The organism is Bradyrhizobium sp. NBAIM08, assembly GCF_020193935.1.
Classification (GTDB): domain Bacteria; phylum Pseudomonadota; class Alphaproteobacteria; order Rhizobiales; family Xanthobacteraceae; genus Bradyrhizobium; species Bradyrhizobium yuanmingense.
This window is the reverse complement of sequence record NZ_JADYVR010000025.1, coordinates 1-19,441: the sequence shown is the minus strand read 5'-3', so window position 1 is coordinate 19,441 and position 19,441 is coordinate 1. Positions and strand designations below refer to the sequence as shown.

General features: G+C 60.1%; 16 protein-coding genes. 15 read left to right on the top strand and 1 reads right to left on the bottom strand.

Annotated features, from left to right (window positions below):
- The first annotated feature begins 64 nt into the window (after positions 1-64).
- The 9 genes from cofH (at position 65) to I6F37_RS37330 (ending at position 10,807) form a co-directional block, all read left to right on the top strand.
- Positions 65-2,521 carry a 5-amino-6-(D-ribitylamino)uracil--L-tyrosine 4-hydroxyphenyl transferase CofH gene (cofH, locus tag I6F37_RS37370; protein WP_225131312.1) on the top strand — a complete coding sequence of 819 codons (2,457 nt, stop codon included), beginning with the start codon at positions 65-67 and terminating at the stop codon, positions 2,519-2,521.
- 565 nt (positions 2,522-3,086) lie between these two features.
- Positions 3,087-3,596 (top strand): nuclear transport factor 2 family protein, encoded by a 510-nt coding sequence (locus I6F37_RS37365; RefSeq protein ID WP_225131310.1) that lies wholly within the window; start codon positions 3,087-3,089, stop codon positions 3,594-3,596.
- Positions 3,597-3,822: 226 nt separating this feature from the next.
- The gene (locus I6F37_RS37360) at positions 3,823-4,608 is read left to right on the top strand and encodes an alpha/beta fold hydrolase (protein ID WP_225131308.1); all 786 of its coding nucleotides are present in this window, start codon (positions 3,823-3,825) and stop codon (positions 4,606-4,608) included.
- The gene (locus I6F37_RS37355) at positions 4,608-5,525 is read left to right on the top strand and encodes a DUF1028 domain-containing protein (protein WP_225131306.1); all 918 of its coding nucleotides are present in this window, start codon (positions 4,608-4,610) and stop codon (positions 5,523-5,525) included. Before I6F37_RS37360 ends, I6F37_RS37355 begins: the two co-directional genes overlap by 1 nt.
- Before the next feature lie 148 nt (positions 5,526-5,673).
- On the top strand, positions 5,674-6,414 hold the full coding sequence (locus tag I6F37_RS37350) for a GntR family transcriptional regulator (protein ID WP_225131304.1): 741 nt from the start codon (positions 5,674-5,676) through the stop codon (positions 6,412-6,414).
- Entirely contained in the window at positions 6,411-7,199 is a 789-nt protein-coding gene (locus I6F37_RS37345; protein WP_225131302.1) for an SDR family oxidoreductase, read from the top strand. Before I6F37_RS37350 ends, I6F37_RS37345 begins: the two co-directional genes overlap by 4 nt.
- Positions 7,200-7,223: 24 nt before the next feature.
- Positions 7,224-8,102 (top strand): SMP-30/gluconolactonase/LRE family protein, encoded by an 879-nt coding sequence (locus tag I6F37_RS37340; RefSeq protein ID WP_225140369.1) that lies wholly within the window; start codon positions 7,224-7,226, stop codon positions 8,100-8,102.
- Positions 8,103-8,258: 156 nt separating this feature from the next.
- Positions 8,259-9,191 (top strand): 3-keto-5-aminohexanoate cleavage protein, encoded by a 933-nt coding sequence (locus tag I6F37_RS37335; protein ID WP_225131299.1) that lies wholly within the window; start codon positions 8,259-8,261, stop codon positions 9,189-9,191.
- 404 nt (positions 9,192-9,595) lie between these two features.
- Entirely contained in the window at positions 9,596-10,807 is a 1,212-nt protein-coding gene (locus I6F37_RS37330) for a S9 family peptidase (protein WP_225131297.1), read from the top strand.
- A 103-nt stretch (positions 10,808-10,910) separates the two neighbouring features.
- Here the strand turns inward: I6F37_RS37330 and I6F37_RS37325 are convergent, their stop codons facing one another.
- Positions 10,911-11,462 (bottom strand): MarR family winged helix-turn-helix transcriptional regulator, encoded by a 552-nt coding sequence (locus I6F37_RS37325; RefSeq protein WP_225131295.1) that lies wholly within the window; start codon positions 11,460-11,462, stop codon positions 10,911-10,913.
- 330 nt (positions 11,463-11,792) lie between these two features.
- On the opposite strand from I6F37_RS37325, the gene I6F37_RS37320 reads away from it, so the two are divergent.
- The 6 genes from I6F37_RS37320 to I6F37_RS37295 all read left to right on the top strand — a co-directional run bounded on the left by I6F37_RS37320 (position 11,793) and on the right by I6F37_RS37295 (position 18,956).
- The gene (locus tag I6F37_RS37320; RefSeq protein WP_225131292.1) at positions 11,793-13,313 is read left to right on the top strand and encodes a porin; all 1,521 of its coding nucleotides are present in this window, start codon (positions 11,793-11,795) and stop codon (positions 13,311-13,313) included.
- Positions 13,314-13,608: 295 nt separating this feature from the next.
- Complete coding sequence (locus I6F37_RS37315) at positions 13,609-14,346, top strand: GntR family transcriptional regulator (RefSeq protein ID WP_225148707.1); 738 nt, start codon at positions 13,609-13,611, stop codon at positions 14,344-14,346.
- Positions 14,347-14,561: 215 nt separating this feature from the next.
- Entirely contained in the window at positions 14,562-16,187 is a 1,626-nt protein-coding gene (locus I6F37_RS37310) for an ABC transporter substrate-binding protein (RefSeq protein ID WP_225131289.1), read from the top strand.
- Positions 16,188-16,524: 337 nt separating this feature from the next.
- The gene (locus I6F37_RS37305) at positions 16,525-17,580 is read left to right on the top strand and encodes an LLM class flavin-dependent oxidoreductase (RefSeq protein ID WP_225131287.1); all 1,056 of its coding nucleotides are present in this window, start codon (positions 16,525-16,527) and stop codon (positions 17,578-17,580) included.
- 150 nt (positions 17,581-17,730) lie between these two features.
- A complete protein-coding gene (locus I6F37_RS37300; RefSeq protein WP_225144544.1) occupies positions 17,731-18,177 on the top strand; it encodes a hypothetical protein in 447 nt (148 codons plus the stop codon).
- The gene (locus tag I6F37_RS37295; RefSeq protein WP_225131283.1) at positions 18,174-18,956 is read left to right on the top strand and encodes an SDR family NAD(P)-dependent oxidoreductase; all 783 of its coding nucleotides are present in this window, start codon (positions 18,174-18,176) and stop codon (positions 18,954-18,956) included. The genes I6F37_RS37300 and I6F37_RS37295 overlap by 4 nt, the downstream gene beginning before the upstream one ends.
- Positions 18,957-19,441: the final 485 nt, after the last annotated feature.

Sequence of the window (19,441 nt, the reverse complement as noted above, 5' to 3'; positions counted from 1 at the left end):
GGGGTTGGTTGCCCAAAATGCAGAGAGCTCCGACGTTTTTCGCGGAGCGTGAGGAGTTCTGAGAATGGTGGATCGGATGCTTCTGGAATCCTTGAGGCGAAGTGACATTTCCGCTTCCGAGGCCATGTCTCTCGTCAGCGACGTGTCCCTTCCCGATCTCATGCGGATGGCGGCATCAAAGCGGGATGAGGCTCACGGCAGAAAGATCTCCTACTCGCGAAAAGTCTTCATTCCGCTGACCCAGTTATGCCGGGATGTCTGCCACTACTGCACATTCGCCCATCCGCCCCAAAAAGGGCAGCGTGCCTACCTCACCATCGATGAGGTGCTGGCGATCGCGCGTGCCGGTCGTGAGGCCGGCTGCAAGGAGGCGCTGTTTACGCTGGGCGACAAGCCTGAGCTGCGCTACCGCCAGGCCGAGCGAGAGCTGCACGAGATGGGCTTTGCATCGACGCTCGCCTACCTCCAGGAAGCCGCGCGCGTGGTTTTCTGCGAGACTGGCTTGTTGCCGCACCTCAATCCAGGCTTGATGGAGGCCGACGATATCGCAGCTTTGCGCAAGGTCTCCATCTCGCAAGGGATCATGCTCGAGAGCGCCTCGGCACGACTGTGCGAGCCCGGGGGGCCACATTTCGGCTCACCTGACAAGGAGCCTGGAAGTCGGTTGCGGACAATTGAACTGGCAGGCCAGCTCTCGGTCCCATTCACGAGCGGATTGCTCATCGGTATCGGCGAGACGCCGCTTGAGCGCATCTCCTCATTGCTTGCATTGCGCAATTTAGACGAAAGCTACGGGCACATTCAGGAAGTCATTATCCAGAACTTCAAGCCGAAGCCGGATACCCGCATGAGGGGCGCGGCGGCCCCAACAATGGAAGAGCATCTGTGGACCATTGCGCTCGCGCGATTGCTGTTCCGGCCCGACATGAACATCCAGGCTCCCCCCAATCTCAGCCCGGGCGTACTGGACAAGATTCTGGCCGCTGGCATCAATGACTGGGGCGGCGTATCCCCGGTTACACCGGACCATGTCAATCCGGAGGCGCCATGGCCGCATCTGGCACGTCTCTCCGAGGCCACCGTTCAATGCGGCAAGACGCTCGTCGAACGCCTCGCAGTTTATCCGCCCTATGCGCGTCAATATGCTCGCTGGACTGACATGTCGCTGCAGAAGAACCTGCTCGGTCTTGTCGACGGACATGGCTGGCCGCGCCGAGACGAATGGTGCCCTGGAGCGAGGTGCGAGCCGCCTGCCGGGGACCTCGCGATGCTGCGTGAAGATGCCAGCTCGCCCGCCGTCCTAACCGGCAGCTTTCGGAGAATCGTCGCAAAGGCTCATTCTGGGGCACGACTCGACGAGGCAGAGATCGTGTCGCTGTTCGAAGCCGAGGAGTGCGATTTCACGGCCGTGTGCCGCGCTGCTGACGAGCTGCGCCGCTCCGTCAATGGGGATTGCGTTAGTTATGTCGTCAACCGCAACATAAACTACACTAATATCTGCTACTTCAGGTGCCAGTTCTGCGCGTTCTCGAAAGGAAAGCTCGCCGAGAACTTGCGCGGGCGGCCGTACGATATTTCCATGGATGAGATCGGGCGGCGCGCGCGCGAAGCCTGGGAGCGTGGCGCGACCGAAGTCTGCATGCAGGGCGGCATCCATCCCGCCTACACCGGCGCAAAGTATCTTGAGATTTGTCGGACCGTAAAGCAGTTCACGCCCGAAATGCATATCCATGCTTTCTCGCCCTTGGAGGTGTTTCAGGGGGCCAAGACGCTCGGAGTTTCGGTCGATGAGTTTCTGCGCGAGTTGAAGGACGCCGGTCTTGGTACATTGCCCGGGACCGCCGCAGAAATCCTGGACGACGAGGTCCGCGCGATTCTGTGTCCCGACAAGATCAACACCGCGCAATGGCTGCAGGTCATGGCAGCGGCCCATAGAGCCGGATTGCGCAGCACCGCAACGATCATGTTCGGTCATGTCGACCGTTACGAGCATTGGGCAAAGCATCTGTTGCGCATCCGGGATCTTCAGACCGAGACCGGCGGCTTCACTGAATTTGTCCCATTGCCGTTCGTGCACATGGAGGCCCCGATCTACTTGAAAGGGCGCTCGCGCAAGGGGCCGACCTTCCGCGAAGTCGTTCTCATGCATGCCATCGGGCGGCTCGTCTTCCACACGAAAATCTCCAACATCCAAACCTCTTGGGTGAAACTCGGCGAACAAGGCATTCGCGCCTGCCTTGAGGCTGGTGTGAACGATCTCGGCGGCACGCTGATGGACGAAACGATCTCGCGTTCAGCCGGTGCTCAGCATGGCCACGAGATGGCTCCAAAACAAATGGAAGAGCTCATCCGGGCCATGGCACGCCTGCCGCGCCAACGTACGACGCTCTATGGCGAAGTTGCTGACGATCGTTATCTCGCGTCGCTGAACCCTCCGGCGCTCACTCCGATTGTTACGGGACTGGACGACCATCGCGAGGTGCGAAACATCCCTCGGTCCCGCGCGCTTGAAATGACGTAATGGGAGCGCGTCCCGCGCGAGCCTGAGACGATGCCGAAAGGCGTCGGCCGGGAATGCTTGACGCTGAATTTGATTTGTGATCACATATCGAGAACGGAGGGACCCTAAAGTGAGCCGCATTATCGCGCCAGCGCACGCTTCGCCGGGCATTGATCGCGCATCCAGCTTCGATCGGCCGGCGCTTCGCGCCATCTCTTCGTGTTGCTCTCAGCTCAAGCTTGTTGTGGGCGCGCAATGCGCTGTGCCGCAAGAGTCATTGGATCAACTATTCCGCGGCCTATGAGTTGGCTCAGCGTTGCAGGCCATCCAAGTGCATTCTTGGCGCCGTCCGCGTCAGTGGATCACGACGAGCAGCGGCAACGCCCTGCTTCAGCGCTCGAAATTTCGCGTTTCTGGCGCGCGCTCAGCTGAACCGCTCAGAACTGCTGTCCAGAGCGACTGCTAGTGGCCGAGGCGTAAGCACAAGAATCTGCCTCGGTCTTTGACCCGAAGGCCGATGAGGTCGCCAATCTGAGGGGGATTTTCCCGGCGGCCAATTTAACGATCACACCAATCAGGAGCATTCATGCCGACTTTAAATGAGGACCGAGCAGCCATTTTGAAAGTGCACCGCGACTGGTGGGTTGCCAATCACAAGTGGGATATCCCCTTGATGCGAACCTGCTTCCCGAGTGGCACCGCGTTCTTGAATTTCAACCTTAGCGGCGATCCGTACTTTGGGCGGGAGGAACTGACCGCTTTTTGGGAGTCGTTCAAGGACAGGCCGCGATCGAAGCCTGCGGTCATGCACATCTGGCGTCTGGATCTCCATGGCGACATGGCCTACCTGCTTTGCGAAGGCAATTTCGAGGAAGCCGACAAACCGGACCAGTACCTGCGCAGCACCGAAATTTACGTGCGCAACGACGGAGAGGGAAAGCCGGAGTGGAAGATCTGGCACTTCCACTGCTCGGAGATGGCGCCCAAAGACAAGATCCGGCAGCCGTTCGGCGATAGCTACGCCAGCCGCGGCGTGGGTTATCTGCCGCCAGGCTTCGGCAAGAGCTTCTCGGTTACGGACGACCAAAAGCTGTAATCAAAGCGAGCGCCCCGCCGGGCTGGCCGCGCCGCCTACATCCGGCGGACAGGCTGATCCCGCCGGGGCGAAGAACGTCCAAAGAAGATTTTCCAGCTGAACTTGCCGCCCGATGTGACCGCCGAGAAGCGGATGGACCGTAGTGCGCGAGCCTCACTGGAAAGGGAGAGCACACGCAATCGAGCGTCCCTTCGGCCGTTCGGAACGTCGTGACCGTGGAGGACTCATGAGGCGGCTCACTATCAAGCGACCGGTCGGTCCGATCGCCGTTTCTTACCATGGCGAGACCGACGCGAGCAGGCCGCCAATCCTGTTCGTGCATCCTATCAATCTCAAGGGCGCGGCGTGGGCCGAAATTGTTCCGGCATTCGCCGACCGATTTACGATTGTCCCCGACATGCGTGGATTCGGTGACTCGCCGCCGGCCGAACAGTACGACCTTGCGCGGTGGGCGCAGGACTGCATCGATGCCGTGGACCGGGCAGGCATCGATCGCTTCCACGCCATCGGCGGTTCGCTTGGTGGAGCAATTTCGGTCTATCTCGCCGCTGCAGAGCCCAAACGGGTCCTCTCGGTTGTTGCGGTAGGCAGTCAGCTCTACTCGCGAGATTCTGACAATGCGGCTGTTCTAGCCACCCTCGAGTATCACACCGTCACCGAAATGTTTGAGCTTATCTTGCCGAAATATGCGCTGGGTCCACACGCGTCTGCCGAAGTGGTGGCCAAGACCATTGCGCTGCGCAATCCAAACGGAAAGGACGACATCCGTCGCGTGTGGAGAGCCGCCTGCGCGGCCGATATCCGCGCCCATGTGGCCAGCGTCAATTGCCCTGTGACGGTTCTGACCGGGGAGTTCGACCTGACTTGCCCTCCCGCAGCCGGCGCAGAAATGGCAGCCTCGCTGCATGCTCCGCACGTTCTCCTGCCAGGTATCGGTCATTTGCCGATGCTGGAGGATCCGCTGGCTTTGATCGCGGCGATCAAGGCGCACCTCGAGCGTGTGGAGTCTTGATGATGACGTACTCGATTGTCGCCCGGGATTCGGTTACGGGTGAGTTGGGTGTTGCGAGCCAATCGCATTATTTCGCCCTCGGGCGCGTTGTGCCGTTTGCGCGAGCCGGCGTTGGTGTTGTTGCGACCCAATCGTTCGTTGATCCAGCTTACGGGCCGAACGGGCTGGATCTCATGGCCTCCGGCGTGTCGGCGCCGATGGCGCTCACGAGCCTGCTTGCGAAGGACGAGGACCGAGAGCTGCGCCAAGTCGCCTTTCTCGATGCCGCTGGCGGCAAAGCCATGTTCACTGGCGATCGCTGCGTTCCCCACCGCGCTCAGCTCGAGGCCAGCAACGTTGTGGTGCTGGGAAACATGCTGGCCAGCGACGCCGTGGTTCCCGCCATGCTGGCAGCTTACGAGGATACTGCCGGCCCACTTCTCGACCGCATGCTCGCGGCGATGGATGCAGCTGAAGCCGCTGGAGGTGACGCCCGCGGCCGGATGTCGGCCGCGCTCCTCGTTGTGTCCGCCGAAATCGCTCCAGCGCCCTGGGCTAACCGGCTCATCGATGTGCGAGTTGACGACCATCCGGAGCCGCTTGCCGAATTGCGCAGGCTCACCAAGCTCTCTCAGGCCCACACGATCTTCGGCGCATCTGTCTTCACACCCGGGCTGCTCTCGGGCGAGACGGCAGCGACAGGTCCGCAGCTTGCAGAGGCGCTGCGCATGCTCACGAACGCCCAGGGATTGATCGGCTTTGATCCAGAGCCAACCTTCTGGAAGGGCGTGCTGCTGATCCGCGCCGGCGAGATCGCTTCAGGGAGGAGACTCGTTGCCGCCATCGTTGCGGCGCGACCGCAGTATCGGGCCTTCGTGGATGGGCTCTACGCAGTCGGCATCCTTCAGCTGTCATCGAACGAACTCCTCGGTGCGTGAAAAGCTCAATCCTCTTGCCTCCTCTGCGAGGCATTCTGCCGCCGCCAGCCGGGCGGCAATTGCCTCAACGCGCGATTCGGGAATCCCGCCGACGAAGCTTGACGGGTTTTTCATAATGTGATCACATATCTCATATAGGAGAGGGAACTTGGAATCGCGCAACCTCATTGCCCTGCTGCCGTTGCCGTCCCTCGTCCGGGACTCGATGGCGGATCAGGTTTACCGGCATTTGAGAGATGGTCTGATGGCCGGACGCTTTGCGCCGGGTCAGAAGTTGACAATCCGGGGCCTTGCCGAGGCGCTGGGCTCAAGCCCGACGTCGGTACGGGAGGCGCTCCGCCGCCTGCAAGCCGAGGGCGCCTTCGAATTCCGCGATTCGGCGCGACTGAGCGTTGGGAGCCTGTCCGAGGCGCAGCTGCGGGATGTGCGCGATGCGCGCGTGGCGCTCGAGGGGCTGCTGGCCGAGCGCGCGGCTTCGCGTATGACGCGTGTCGACGATGCCGAGGTGGCGCAACTCTACGGCCGGCTGCAGAGCGCCGCTGATGCAGTCAATGGACCCGCTTATCTCTGGACCAACTTCGCCTTTCATCGGCGGATCTACCAAATTGCACAGGCACCGGCGATTCTCGGCGCCGTCGAGCATTTTTGGCTGCTCATTGGTCCGTGCTTCGTGCTCGTTGCTCCCGACGCTGCCCACCTGCAGCGTTCTATGGACGCGCACCGCCAGATCCTCGATGCGCTGTTGAGCCGCGATGCGCCCGCCGCTCGTGCCGCTGTGACAGACGACATCATGCAGGCCGCCAATTGTCTGTCCCGCTTTCTCGACAATGCGGGCATTGGGCGCTCCGTGGCCGTTCCGAGACGCGGCCGGGGAGGTGCACCGGCATGAGCGTGCTGCAGCGTCTTGTGCCTCATCCCGAGCTGCGCGTCCTGATCTCGGCGGGCGCATCCGGCATTGGCGCCGCACTTGCGGGTGCCTTCGTTGAGGCTGGTGCGTATGTGCATATCTGCGACGTCAACGACGATGCGCTTGCAAGCTTCTGCAATCAACATCCGCAGGTCCTTGCCACAAAGGCCGACGTATCGGACCGCGGTGCGGTCGCGGCCGTCTTTCGCGCGCAGGCTGCGCGTTGGGGTGGGCTCGACGTGCTCATCAACAATGCCGGCATTGCCGGACCGACGGGCGGAATCGATGCCATTGCAGAGTTCGATTGGCAGCAAACGATCGATATCAATCTCAATGCACAGTACCGCTTCGCCCGTCATGCGGTCCCGATGCTTCGCCAATCTCGCTATGGACAAATCCTCTGCATGGCCTCCGTTGCCGGCCGCCTCGGTTATGCCTGGCGTACCCCGTACGCGGCAACGAAATGGGCTATTGTTGGGCTCGTCAAATCGCTTGCTGCCGAACTCGGTCCTGACGACATCCGCGTCAATGCGCTTTTGCCCGGTATCGTCGAGGGCCCGCGCATGGAGGGCGTAATCCGCGCGCGCGCCGAGCAGCTCCATACCAGCTACGAGGCGATGCGCCAGGAATACCTCAAGAAGATCTCGCTGCGTCGCATGGTGACGGCTGAGGACGTTGCGGCCATGGCCTTATTCCTCTGCTCGCCAGGTGCACGCAATGTGACTGGCCAGGCGATCAGCGTTGACGGGAATGTGGAATACCTGTGAAACGTGAGAATGGGGGGGATGACTTTGCAGATCGAGATCGTGGCGGATCTGAAGACGACGCTTGGCGAAGGCCCGCTTTGGGACACCGAGCAGCAGCGTCTGTACTGGATAGACAGCATCGATGGTCGCGTTTTTCGTGCGACCGCAGATGGACGCGAGCTTCGCGCCTGGGATGTTGGAGCGAAAATCGGCTCGATGGCGCTTCGTCGCGACGGTACGCATGCGCTCGTCGCGCTGCAATCGGGCCTGCATGATCTCGATCTGGAGAGCGGGGAGCTGAAGCTGATCGCGGCCCCCGAGGCACATTTGCCGCGCAATCGATTGAATGACGGCAAAGTCGATCGCCGCGGGCGTTTCGTGTTCGGTTCCATGGATACACTGGAGGATCAGGCCTCTGGCCGTCTCTACCGGCTCGATCCCGATCTCTCGCTGCACGTCCTGGACGAGAAGATCATCGTGTCCAATGGCCCGTGCTGGAGCCCGGACGACCAGACCTTCTATTTCGCCGACACCTGGACTGGAGAAATCTGGGCCTACGACTATGACATCGAGACCGGCGCTGCGACCAAGCGGCGCCGTTTCGCGCCAGTAGATCGCTCAAACGGCGGTGCTGCCGATGGCGCTACGGTCGATGCAGAAGGATTTCTTTGGCAAGCGCTTGTTTATGATGGAAAGCTCGTACGCTACGCGCCCGACGGCAGCGTTGAGCGCGTTATTCAGATGCCGGTGCGCAAGGTCACGAGCGTGATGTTCGGTGGTCCCAACCTCGACATTCTCTATGTGACCTCCATGGCGAAGCCGCCCTTGCCGCGATTTCCCGATGACGGACAGCAGCGCGGGGCCCTATTTGCAATCAAGGGGCTTGGCGTCCGGGGCATACCGGAGCCGCGGTTCGCCAGCTGACCTCGCGAAAAGCTGCCTCGTCATCAATTGGCAGGCGAGGAGATCCATCGTGCGCAAGCGCGATGGGCACTCCTGATCCGGCTGTCCTGCCATAAAAGCCGAAAATTCCGCGGCCGCCGCCGCTTACCCACTACCGATTAGCTCTTGAGGTTTCACATGGCCAGGCCTGGCAAGGTCATTCTCACTTGCGCCTTAACCGGCGCGATCCACACGCCCTCAATGTCCGCGCACCTGCCGGTGACACCGGAGGAGATCATCGAAGAGGGCGTGCGGGCTGCGGAAGCGGGAGCTGCGATTCTGCATGTGCATGCACGCAACCCGAAAACTGGTCAGCCGGACCAATCGGTCGAAGGATTTGCGAAGATTCTCCCGGAGTTGAGCCGCAGATCGGGGGCCGTGATCAACATCACGACCGGCGGCAGCCCATTCATGACGGTCGCCGAACGCGTGGAGCCCGCCCGGCATTTCCGGCCTGAGCTGGCCTCGCTCAACATGGGCTCCTTCAATTTCGGCCTGTTTCCGATGCTCGAGCGTTATCACGAGTTCACCCATCAGTGGGAACGCGAGCACCTGGAGTCTTCACGCGACCTCGTTTTCCGTAACACCTTTGCCGAGATCGAGCAGGTCCTCGCATTGTGCGCGCCCAGTGGCACGCGATTTGAATTCGAATGCTACGATGTCGGCCACCTCTATAATCTTAAGCACTTTGTCGACCGCGGAGTGGTGCGGCCGCCGTTCTTCATCCAGTCCGTCTTCGGTTTGCTCGGCGGGATCGGGGCGCATCATGAGGACATCGTCACCATGCGCCGCACGGCCGAGCGGCTGTTCGGCGACGACTATGTCTGGTCGGTACTCGGCGCGGGCGCCGCGCAGATGCGCATAGGCGCCATGGCTGCGGCAATGGGCGGCAATATCCGCGTGGGACTCGAGGACAGCCTTTGGGCGGGGCCTGGCAAGCTCGCCACCTCCAGCGCCGAGCAAGTGAGGCTAGCCCGCTCGATCCTGAAAGGACTCGGATTAGAGGCAGCAACCCCGGACGAGGCTCGTGTCATGCTGAAGTTGAAAGGGACGAGCGATGTCGGCTTCTGAGTGCGATCTTGTGGCGACCTTTTGCGAATGAGACCGGCGCCAGCTCAGCAAGGCAGCCAAGGGCCACCGATCAGCGTTCGGGGCGAAGACAGGAGAACTCGGTGAGCTGTGAATAGCGTCTGGCTCTCTGCCGTGAGCGCGTGCGTTGTCGTCGCCTAGACTCCGCTGGGCATAGGCGAACACGAAATGGTCACACGTTCCGCAGGACGAGCCGATGGCGGTTCAATGTGACCAGCCGGCCTAATCGTCGCGTTTTCGGGTTCGAGCATGAGTTCAAATAGCATTGCATGCGCGCGCCGCACCATACGACATATCGCCACGTGTCAATTCGGCGCTTGGACGAAAAAAAGGTGATCGACCGCAAAGAACAGAGGCGTTCTACGCGGCTTAATAGGGAGGGCAGGATGATGCGAGAACAGGCGAAAAATGTCCACCGCTCGCCCAGATATGACGCTGACGGCTGGACCCACTGGCCGGATCATGAGGTCGAGAGCACCCAGCTGAGACGCCTGCTGGGAGATGCTCAAGAGGGCGCAAGCTTCGTGTCCGAGTGCCTCATGATTGCCGGCAAGATCGTTGTCGGCGACGACGAGAGCTGGCTCGAGGAGTGGCGTGCCCTGGCCGACCGGATCGCAAGGCGCGCGCGCCTCTCAAGCGCAGAAGGCCACTTTACGACGGCAAGGAACGAATGGCTGCGCGCCTTGAACTATTATCGCACAGCTTCCGCCTTTCTTGTTCGCAGCGATCCGAGAATTCCCGAACTGTCTCGCATTGCCAACTCATGTGCCGAGGCCTTCCTGGAAGTGCTGTCTCCGCGTGGAGAGGTGCTCGAGATCCGCTTCGGTACCAATTTGCTCCAAGGTTATCTCATTCGTTCATCGGCCGCGCCGCGCAAATCCCCGGTGGTCGTGGCTATCGGCGAGGAAAGAGATACCAAAGAAGACCTATTGGTGAGATTTCAGTCTCATGCCATTGCAAACGGCCTGTCATTGCTCGTTACCGACCTGCCGCGAGAGATCGAGCGCTTCCAGGATCGACCGGTCCACCATTATCAATGCGTGGCTCTACGTCGCTGGTTGGATTATCTACTCAGCCGCGATGACGTCGATCAGAGGCGAATCGCCTTGATAGGCGATGGTCTTGGAGGGGCCCTTGCCACACGCGTGGCGGCAACCGAAACGAGGTGGGCTGCTGCCGTTTGCGACGGCGGATTTTGGGATGATCTCGAGCACAGATATGTCACCGCCAGCCTCTTCGGTCCAGATATAAAACTATCCCCGTTCTGTAAGCTTGCCCGTCAGATCAAATGTCCATCCTTGGTCGTTGTGGGAGAGCACGACTATGTCAGCCTGGAGGATATCACTGCCTTGCATGAGCACTGCCGCGCCGCCGGCGTACCCATGGATCTCAAGATCTTCAAGGGCGAGGAGACCGGTTCATCGCACCGGCAACTCGACAATCCGAGCATTGGGCGGCAGTTTATCTTCGATTGGCTCAGAGACAAACTGCGCATCGACCGAAACGACCAGGCGCCTAGCATTCCAACGCGAAAGAATTGCGTAAAGAACGCTCGGCCGCTGGCGCTCAATGATACCCGCACGGCGTCGAGGGCCTAGGGCGCGAATTCAATTGGGATCAATCGCTCTCGCGCTCGGCGTCCGGTGCGCACAATCTGCTCATAAATCCTTCGGAGCCGAATGGCTCCTGTAATATAGCCACTCACACGTCCGGCTTGCTTGCATCCAGCTCGAGCTGAAGGGCCACTTTCTCCATTCTGCGCTTGATGGTCGAAAGCACTTCTCTGAAATCTTGCAGCCTTTCGTGCCCAAGATCTGCAAAAATCGTCTCATCCAGTTTTCTGCGCTTGGCTGCAAGGCTCGTAATTGCCTTACGAGCCTTTTCGGTCAGCGACATCAAAACGACCCTGCCATCCGCCGGAGAGGCAGTGCGAGATACGAAGCCCCCCTTTTCCAGCATTTTGGTCTCTGCGGTCACGAACGGGGAGCGGACGTTGATCTTCGCCGAAACATCTCCGACGGACACGCCTGCACCCTGATCCAGATCGGCAATCGCCATTAGGATCAGCCATTGGGGGCCGCTGACGCCAAGTGCCTTTGCCCAGGTCCGCCGAATGTCCTCCAGATGCACATTGATGGCCGCAATGTCCCAACCGACTTCTCCTATGATTCGGTCCGACGGAGCGGTTTGTTTGCTTGTCCTGTGACCTTTCGCGCTCAGCGAGGGCTGCTGCCGGGTCGTATCTCGGGACATGATCCGAGACCTCCTCTTCATTATTTCGCCAACTTACCTAACCCGGTTTGCAACACGCAGCAACAATGCGGGTGCGGTGGTGTGTTGCTCGAATACCACGACTCTTTCCCGAATCGACACTTCGCTAACTTATATCAGTTGCATATATAAGTAGCTTATATAATGTCCATCCCGTGACGGAGCGGCCCCTCGGTCGCACGTCAAGCAAATCGATCCATTCGCGCGTGGCGAAGACGTCGAGGTGCGCGAAACGAGAAGCAACAGTCGTGAACTTGGGATCATTCTTCGGCAACCGCCCATAAGGGCCGCAGAAGATGTTGGAGGGCTTTTATGAAGACGTTTAACCGAATGCTCTGCGGTTCGGCCGCTGCGCTCAGCTTGATGGGTGGTGCACAGGCGGCCGACCTGCCGGCCAAGGCAGGGCCGATTGAATACGTGAAGGTCTGCTCTCTCTATGGCGCCGGGTTCTATTATATCCCCGGCACCGACACATGCATCAAGCTCGGAGGTTATCTGCGCGTTGATGCGGCCTTCAACACCAACTCGATCTACACGCAGGGCGCGGTGAATGGTGCGCCTGGAGCGGGCAATCGCCTGCGCAACTCCTATTCCACCAATGCCCGTGAAGATCTGACGATCGATACGCGCACCGCAACACAATACGGTATGCTCCGCACCTTCTTCGATGGTGTGTTCGACTGGGGGTCGGGCGGCTATACCGGTGTTGGGACCAGCGGTGTTAACGGCTCGACGGTTTACGGCGGAACTGGCGTCGCTGGTGGATCGGTTGGTGTCTATCTGGCCTTCATCCAGTTCGCAGGGTTCACGATAGGCAAAACCATCTCCCAGTTCTCAACGCCCTGGATCAATTACCCCGCGAACAACTTTGACGGTCTGCCGGGCGGCGGCGGTGCGGTTACGGGTGTGAATCAGTTTACGTACACCGCTGACTTCGGCCAGGGTATCACGGCATCATTCTCGGCGCAGGATCAGGTCCAATACTACACGACCAACATCTGGAACATCAGCGGCGCGACAGTGGCTGGTCTTGCGACAGGCGCGTACGGCGCGAGCGACATTGCCGGTGCAAGCTCTCCTGACCTTGTCGCTATGCTTCGAGTCGATCAGGCTTGGGGCCTCTTCCAGGCGTCAGTCGCGATGCATGACAATCATGCCGCTTACTACGGCGCCGACGAGACGACCGGTCATCCCGGCGACAAGTGGGGCTGGGCGGGTCAACTGGCCTTGTCAATCAAGAATCTCCCGACCGGTCCGGGTGACACAATCAACGTCCAAGGCGTTTATACGTATGGCGCAAGCCGCTATAATTTCCAGGACCTCGTACCCACCACCTACGCGATGTACGGGGGGGCGGGACTTGCGGGGGTCTACCAGAGCGTCGGCCTTGCCGGTCTCGCCGACTCGGTCTTCGTGGCGGGCTCCCGTCAGGAACTGACCACCACCTACGGCTTCCGTGGCGGCTATACCCACAACTGGGATCCTTACTGGAACACTGGCATCTACGGTGCGTGGGCTGCTGCGCGATATAATAGTGCAGCGAAAGGCTACATCTGCGGTGCATTCGTCGCGGGCCTTGCGCTCTCGAGCGGCGCGGCCGGCTGCAACCCCGACTTCAACTATGCGGTCGCAGGCGTGATCACTCGCTGGACTCCGGTCAAGAACCTGACCTTCTCGGCCGATCTGGCATACAGCGTGCTCGACCAGAAGTATGCGGCCGGCGGCACTGTGGTGTTGCCGGCGCAGACGGGTATTGCCAAGCCCGGAGTTACCTACGAGCTGAAGGACCAGAGCACGGTGAGCTTGCTCCTGCGAGCTCAGCGCAATTGGTGATCTGTTTTGGCAACTAGCACGAAGGAGAAAGGAAGAGGCTTTTAGAATCGAGTTTGACCTCCAGAAGGCCTCCGGCATGCCCGCCGGAGGCCTTTCCAAGAACCGGTTTTTCAGGCCCATGATCCGCGGGACGAACGGTGCTCCGCCGCTCGCGTCCCATCTGAAGTCTCACGTTGACCGAACGACCCGACAAGTCTGCAACCTTAAGTCCAAAATCAAGAATGGGCTGAGCAAACTTGACGTAGACGCGAATTTGTGATCACATATCCGAAATTAAGACTTGGGGGGACCCGCGATGGTGAAGGACAAGAAACCGCTGCCGCTACTGCCGTCCGTTGCCCGGGACTCGATGGCGGATCAGGTTTACCGGCATTTGCGTGACGGCGTAATGGCCGGCCGCTTCGCGCCGGGCCAGAGGCTGACAATTCGAGGACTTGCCGAGGCGTTGGGTTCGAGCCCGATGCCGGTGCGCGAGGCGCTCCGCCGCCTGCAGGCTGAAGGTGCATTCGAGTTCAGCGACACGGCGCGCCTGAGCGTCGTTCATCTGTCAGGCGCGCAATTGCGCGACGTGCGCGATGCACGGGTGGCGCTTGAGGGGCTTCTTGCCGAGCGCGCGGCAATCCGCATGACGGGCGTTGACGATAGTGAGGTCGCTGAGCTCTATGATCGTCTCCAGGCGGCGGCCGATGCAGTCGATGTGCCCGCTTATCTATCGGCGAATTTCGCCTTTCATAGGCGGATCTATGAGATCGCTCAAGCACCCATCATCCTTGGTGCGGTCGAGAATTTCTGGGTTCTGATTGGCCCGTGCTTCGTGCTCGTTGCGCCCGACGCCGCGCACCTGCGCCGCTCCATGGATGCTCATCGCCGCATCCTTGATGCGCTGACGCATCGCGACGGCCCCGCCGCCCGCGCGGCTGTGACCGATGACATCATGCAGGCGGCCAATTGCCTCTCGCGCGTTATCGACAAACCCGTAAAGAAGCGATCGGCGGCCGCTCCGAAAGGCAGGCGCGGAAACGCCTCTGCCTGAGGATCCTGCAGCGGTTCATGCCTTATCCCGAGCTGTGTGTCTGAACACGTCAGGCGCATCTTTATCTCCGCGATCGTCGATTGTGCGGACGCAAGCGGAACTTCCTGGGTCGCTCCTTTGCGGGAGCGCCTTCGAAGACTCGTGCGCACGAGACAGAGCTATCCACGTCATTCGAGCTTGTTCACGCAAATCCAGAACCTACGCAGGGGACTTGAATGTTGGGAAATCAATCACGCCGCAGCTTTCTCAAGCTGGCGGCGAGCGGCAGTGCGATGTTCACGCCGGGCCTTTTTACCGGGTCTGCAAATGCACAGGCTGGTCCGACGCTCACGGTGGCCTGGGGCACGGATATCGATTCCTTCGATCCGGCGCAATTCAAGTCCGACGGCGCTTATATCGTTCAGGCAAACATCTACGACACGGTGCTGAGCTGGGGTGCAGAGCCAGTCGCCGGATCGCCTAACCTTGCGATTTCCAAGCCCGCTGTTTTCGCAAGCGGCATCGGCGAAAGCTGGACGTATGAGAACGACAACAAAACCCTTGTCGTCAACATCCGTCGTGGCCTGAAATTTCCGAGCGGCCGGCCGGTGAATGCGAACGCGGTGAAATATCTCTTCGACCGTGGGCTGCAATCTTCCGGCTACATGCGGCTCATCTTTCCAACCATGATCGGGGTGACGGAGGCAGATCAATTCGAGGTGCGCGACGATAGTACCTTTGCGATCAACCTGCCGGCGCCGAGTGCCATGTTGCTCGACGTGCTGTCCTTGTCCAACAACGCACTTCTTGATCCCGAAGAGATCAAGCTGCACGCGACCGCCGACGATCCTTGGGCCTCTCAATGGCTTAAGCGCAACACGGCCGGGCTCGGGCCCTATAAAGCCGTCAGAAACGAGCCAGGCGTCGAGGTGGTTCTGGAAGCCACACAAGGCTATTGGGGGGCGTCACCCTATTTCAAGCGCATCGTCATCAAATCAACGGCGAATGAGGCTGACCGGATTCTCCTGCTTAAGCGCAAAGCCATCGACATGGTGATCGGACCCAACTCGATGTCGCCGAAGAATCTCAAGAGCCTTGAGGGCGAGCCGGGTCTCAATGTCGTGTCGCTGCCCGACACCAATTGCAATTTTCTCTGCATGAATCTGAAGAAAAAACCGTTCGATAACGTGAAAGTTCGCCAGGCGATCAATTACGCGATGCCGATCCACGCAATCATCCCGAACGTCCTCTACGGTTATGGCGAACAGATGAAAAGCCCGATCGCAGCTCAAACGCCCGGCCATGATGGTTCGCTCTCGCCGTACAATTACGATGTCGCCAAAGCAAAATCACTGATGGCGGAAGCTGGGCTCGGCTCGGAGCCGATCCCGGTCAAGCTCGCGGTGCGTGTTGGATATGCGCCGCATGAGCAAGCAGCGATATGGATTCAGCGCGAACTGGAGAAAATCGGATTCCGGGTCAGCATCGAGAAGGAGACTGACGCGACCTTCCGCCAACTGTCATCGACCGGCGGGCACGAGCTGTCGATTGAATCGTGGCAGTCCTGGATCAACGACCCATTCTATCACCTCTATTGGAATTTTCACAGCAAAGCCAGCGCGACCAACAAGGGGGGCTACGCCAATCCTGCCCTCGACAAGATCATCGACGAGAATATCCGAGAGGCTGATCCAGCCAGGCGCATGGCCGCAGTCAAGGATGCGCAGAAGATTCTTCTGGATGACGCGGCCTGGGGTCTGCTTTGGTATGACAATTGGGCGAGGGTGACTCGTTCCGAGCTCGCGGGCGTTGCGAAGTACTGGGATTCCTTCGAGCGCTTCAACAAGATGAAGCTGAGTTGAGAGCGGCCTGGACGCGCTGACAAGATCATGTCGTTCTTCGCTTTCGTGCTTCGCCAGTCACTCTTTGCTGACGCCGACCCTATTCGGCGTCAGCGTGACCGGCTTTCTTCGTCTATCTGTTGCCCGGTAATCCACCCTCGTGAAGGCCGGCGCCATGGCGACGCCCGAATACGTGGCTCGGCGTCATCGCGCATTCGCCCTCAAGGATCGGATGCCTCGGCTGGTTAGGGACCTGGCCGCGGACCGGCGAGGCGGCAAGTCAAGCCCTTTTTCTTCATCACCTCTCGGCCGGGTCAGCTCGCTTGAGCGCGGAGGGAGGCAACTGTCGGAGACGTTCATGTCGATAGAACTGTTGATGCTCGGCGACCAACCGGTGTCCCGCCTTGCCGCTCGTACCAGGCTTGCCGAAGAGAGCGGATTTGAAACCGTCTGGCTTGCGGATGAGCGCTTCTACCGCGAAACCTACTCGTGTCTGTCCTATCTGGCCGGGCAAACCTCACGCGTCAAGCTTGGTCCCTGCGTGACCGATCCGTTCGCGCGCCACCCGGCTTTGACCGCCATGGCCCTGGGCACCCTCGATGAAATCTCGAAGGGGCGCACCATTCTCGGCATCGGCGCGGGTGTCTCCGGCTTCGCCGAGCTCGGGATCCAATCGCGCAAGCCGCCTCTCGCCATTCGCGAAGCCGTCGATCTGATTCGTCAGCTCATGGCCGGGCAGGAGGTCGACTACCAGGGCGAGATCATTCGATTTCACCGCGGCCGATTGAATTTCACGCCGCCGCGCGCGCGCGTCCCTGTTCGCGTCGCAAGCAATGGTCCGCTCGGTCAGAAATTGGGCGGCGCAGTCGCCGATGGCGTGATGATGGAAGGGTGCGGCTCTGTCGACGAAGCAAAGGCCTTCGCGTCGGCCGTCGCCGAGGGGGCGACAAAGGCCGGCCGTTCTCCGGGCGAGATCAAGCTTGTCGCGCGCCTTGATTGCTGTATCGCCAATGACGGTAAGCAGGCGCGCGATATATTGCGCCCTTCAGTGACGCGGATCATTGCGCAAGCCACTTCGCGGTTCTACACGCTTCAGACACAGGGACTTACATTGCCAAAAGAGGTCGTCGATGCCATTGGTCCAGTCCCTTATGCTGCCGGCGTCGCCCCGTTCGCCGCATTATTTCCTCTCGTCACCGACCGCCATGTCGATGCTCTCACCCTCTGCGGGACTGTCGAAGAGGTGACCCAGCACGTCATTGACCTCCGCCGCGCCGGCGTCACCGGCTTCAACATCTTTCCGGTTCCGGCTCCTGGCGTCAGTTACGAAGACGTCATCATGCGCTTCGGAACGCAAGTCTGGCCGGCCGTCGAGGCGGCTTTCGCGAAGGCGTCGAGCGATCGGCAGGCATAAGCCTCGAGCCAACTTTTTTTCCCAAAAGAGGACTGGCAGTCTCCTCGCGGGCTCTTTGCGCCGCGCTGATCGAAGCCCTGCCAGGGACGTGACGGATGACGCGTGTAGCTTGGCGTCGGAGACGAGCGGGATGGTGAAGACGAGTGGCTCGTGCTTGGCGGACAGCGGTACTTATCGGCGCCCGATGATCCCAAACATAAGGATCTGCCGAAGCTTGGCCTTCAGGCTATCAAAGCTCGTTCGTCCTCTCTGAGCAATATTCATAAGGAGCAAATGATGACGACGGTCGTCTATATCCTGACCGCCTTGAAAACCGGTGTCGACCCGGACGAATATGAACGCTTCGAGCGCGAGGTTGACTATCCGTTTACAGCAAAGCTGAAGACGATCATCAGCTATCGGATTCATCGCCTGACGGAGCCGGTGCCGTTCGACGGCGGCCCCTGGGATTACATCGAGCGCATCGAGGTGACCGATCGCGCCGCCTATGAGGCGGAGCTCGCCACATCCGCCAAGGATCTGATCGACCTGATACACAACAAATATCTGGACGAGTCGAAGCTGAAGTTGATCTGGTCTAGGAGAATCGATCCATGAGTGCGGGCGAATGTGATCTCAACGGCAAGGTCGCCCTTGTCACCGGCTCCTCATCAGGCACCGGCGCTGCAATCGCAGTCGAGCTCGCCCGGCGTGGGGCGCGTGTCGCGGTGCATTGCCGGCGTGCTTTGAGCGAGGGCGAAAGCATTGTCGCTCGCATCGCCGCGATCGGTGGAAAAGCGATGCTGTTTCCGGTTGACCTAAGAGACCCAGAGGCGGCGGCAGCGCTTGTATGCCGGGTCACAGAGCGACTGGGAGCCTTAGGCATCCTAGTCAACAATGCGGGTCCCTATTCAGATACACCGTTTCGGTCGCTATCCTTGTCGGAGTGGGAGACGGTCATGGCGGTGAATCTAAGGACCCCGTACCAGCTTGCTCAAAGCGCGATCACAGGCATGGAGCGAATGGGCTGGGGCCGGATCATCAATGTGAGCGCAACCTCGGCCTATGCGAGGTCGCATTCGGTATACGGGCTTGCCAAAGAGGCTTTGATCCATTTGACGCAGTGCCTCGCGCTCGAATTTGCGCCGCTCGTTACGGTCAACGCGATCGTACCCGGCCAGATCGCCAGCGAGCGTACCAATATGATGGCCGACTACAAGGCCAGCGTCGTCATGGAAACACCGATGGCGCGACTGGTCACCGAACAGGAGGTCGCCCGGATGGTGGCGTTTCTCTGTACATCGGAGTTTTCCGCGGTGACGGGACAATCAATCGTCATGGATGGCGGACGATCGCTGCCGCGCACGCTGAAACTCAACCTCACGACGACCAGTTAGGTCTCCGGCTGCGCCAGAGCGCGCGACATTCGGTGCGGGTGCTTTCCGATGCTGATTCGTTCGCGCGTCAAAATCCATCGTATCTTGCAGGAATCATTCACTTACCTCCAGTCTTTCGTGGAGTTTCACCGCTAGTTTCCAGCGAAGGCAGTCAGATCGCCGAGAAACGACGTCTTCCCGGTGCTAGTTTGCCCGTAGACCCGAGGGGAAATGCAATGGGGCGGGATCCTATGTGAGGCCAATCGGCAGCTGGCCGCAGTACTGGCGCCTGACCTTGAGCCTCATCCGCGGCAAGTGTGAGCTAGCTTTCGTTGCACGGGTGACACGAAGGACCGTATCTCAGCGCGGCGCAAGGCGAGATGTCATGGAATGACGCGCGGGCAACATTGCCTAATCATTCGGACCAGCGGATTGATTGCGGTCGGCGGATCGGACTGACTGGGAGAGCGGCACAGATCTTGGTCGAGAGAGCTTGAAAGGCCTGG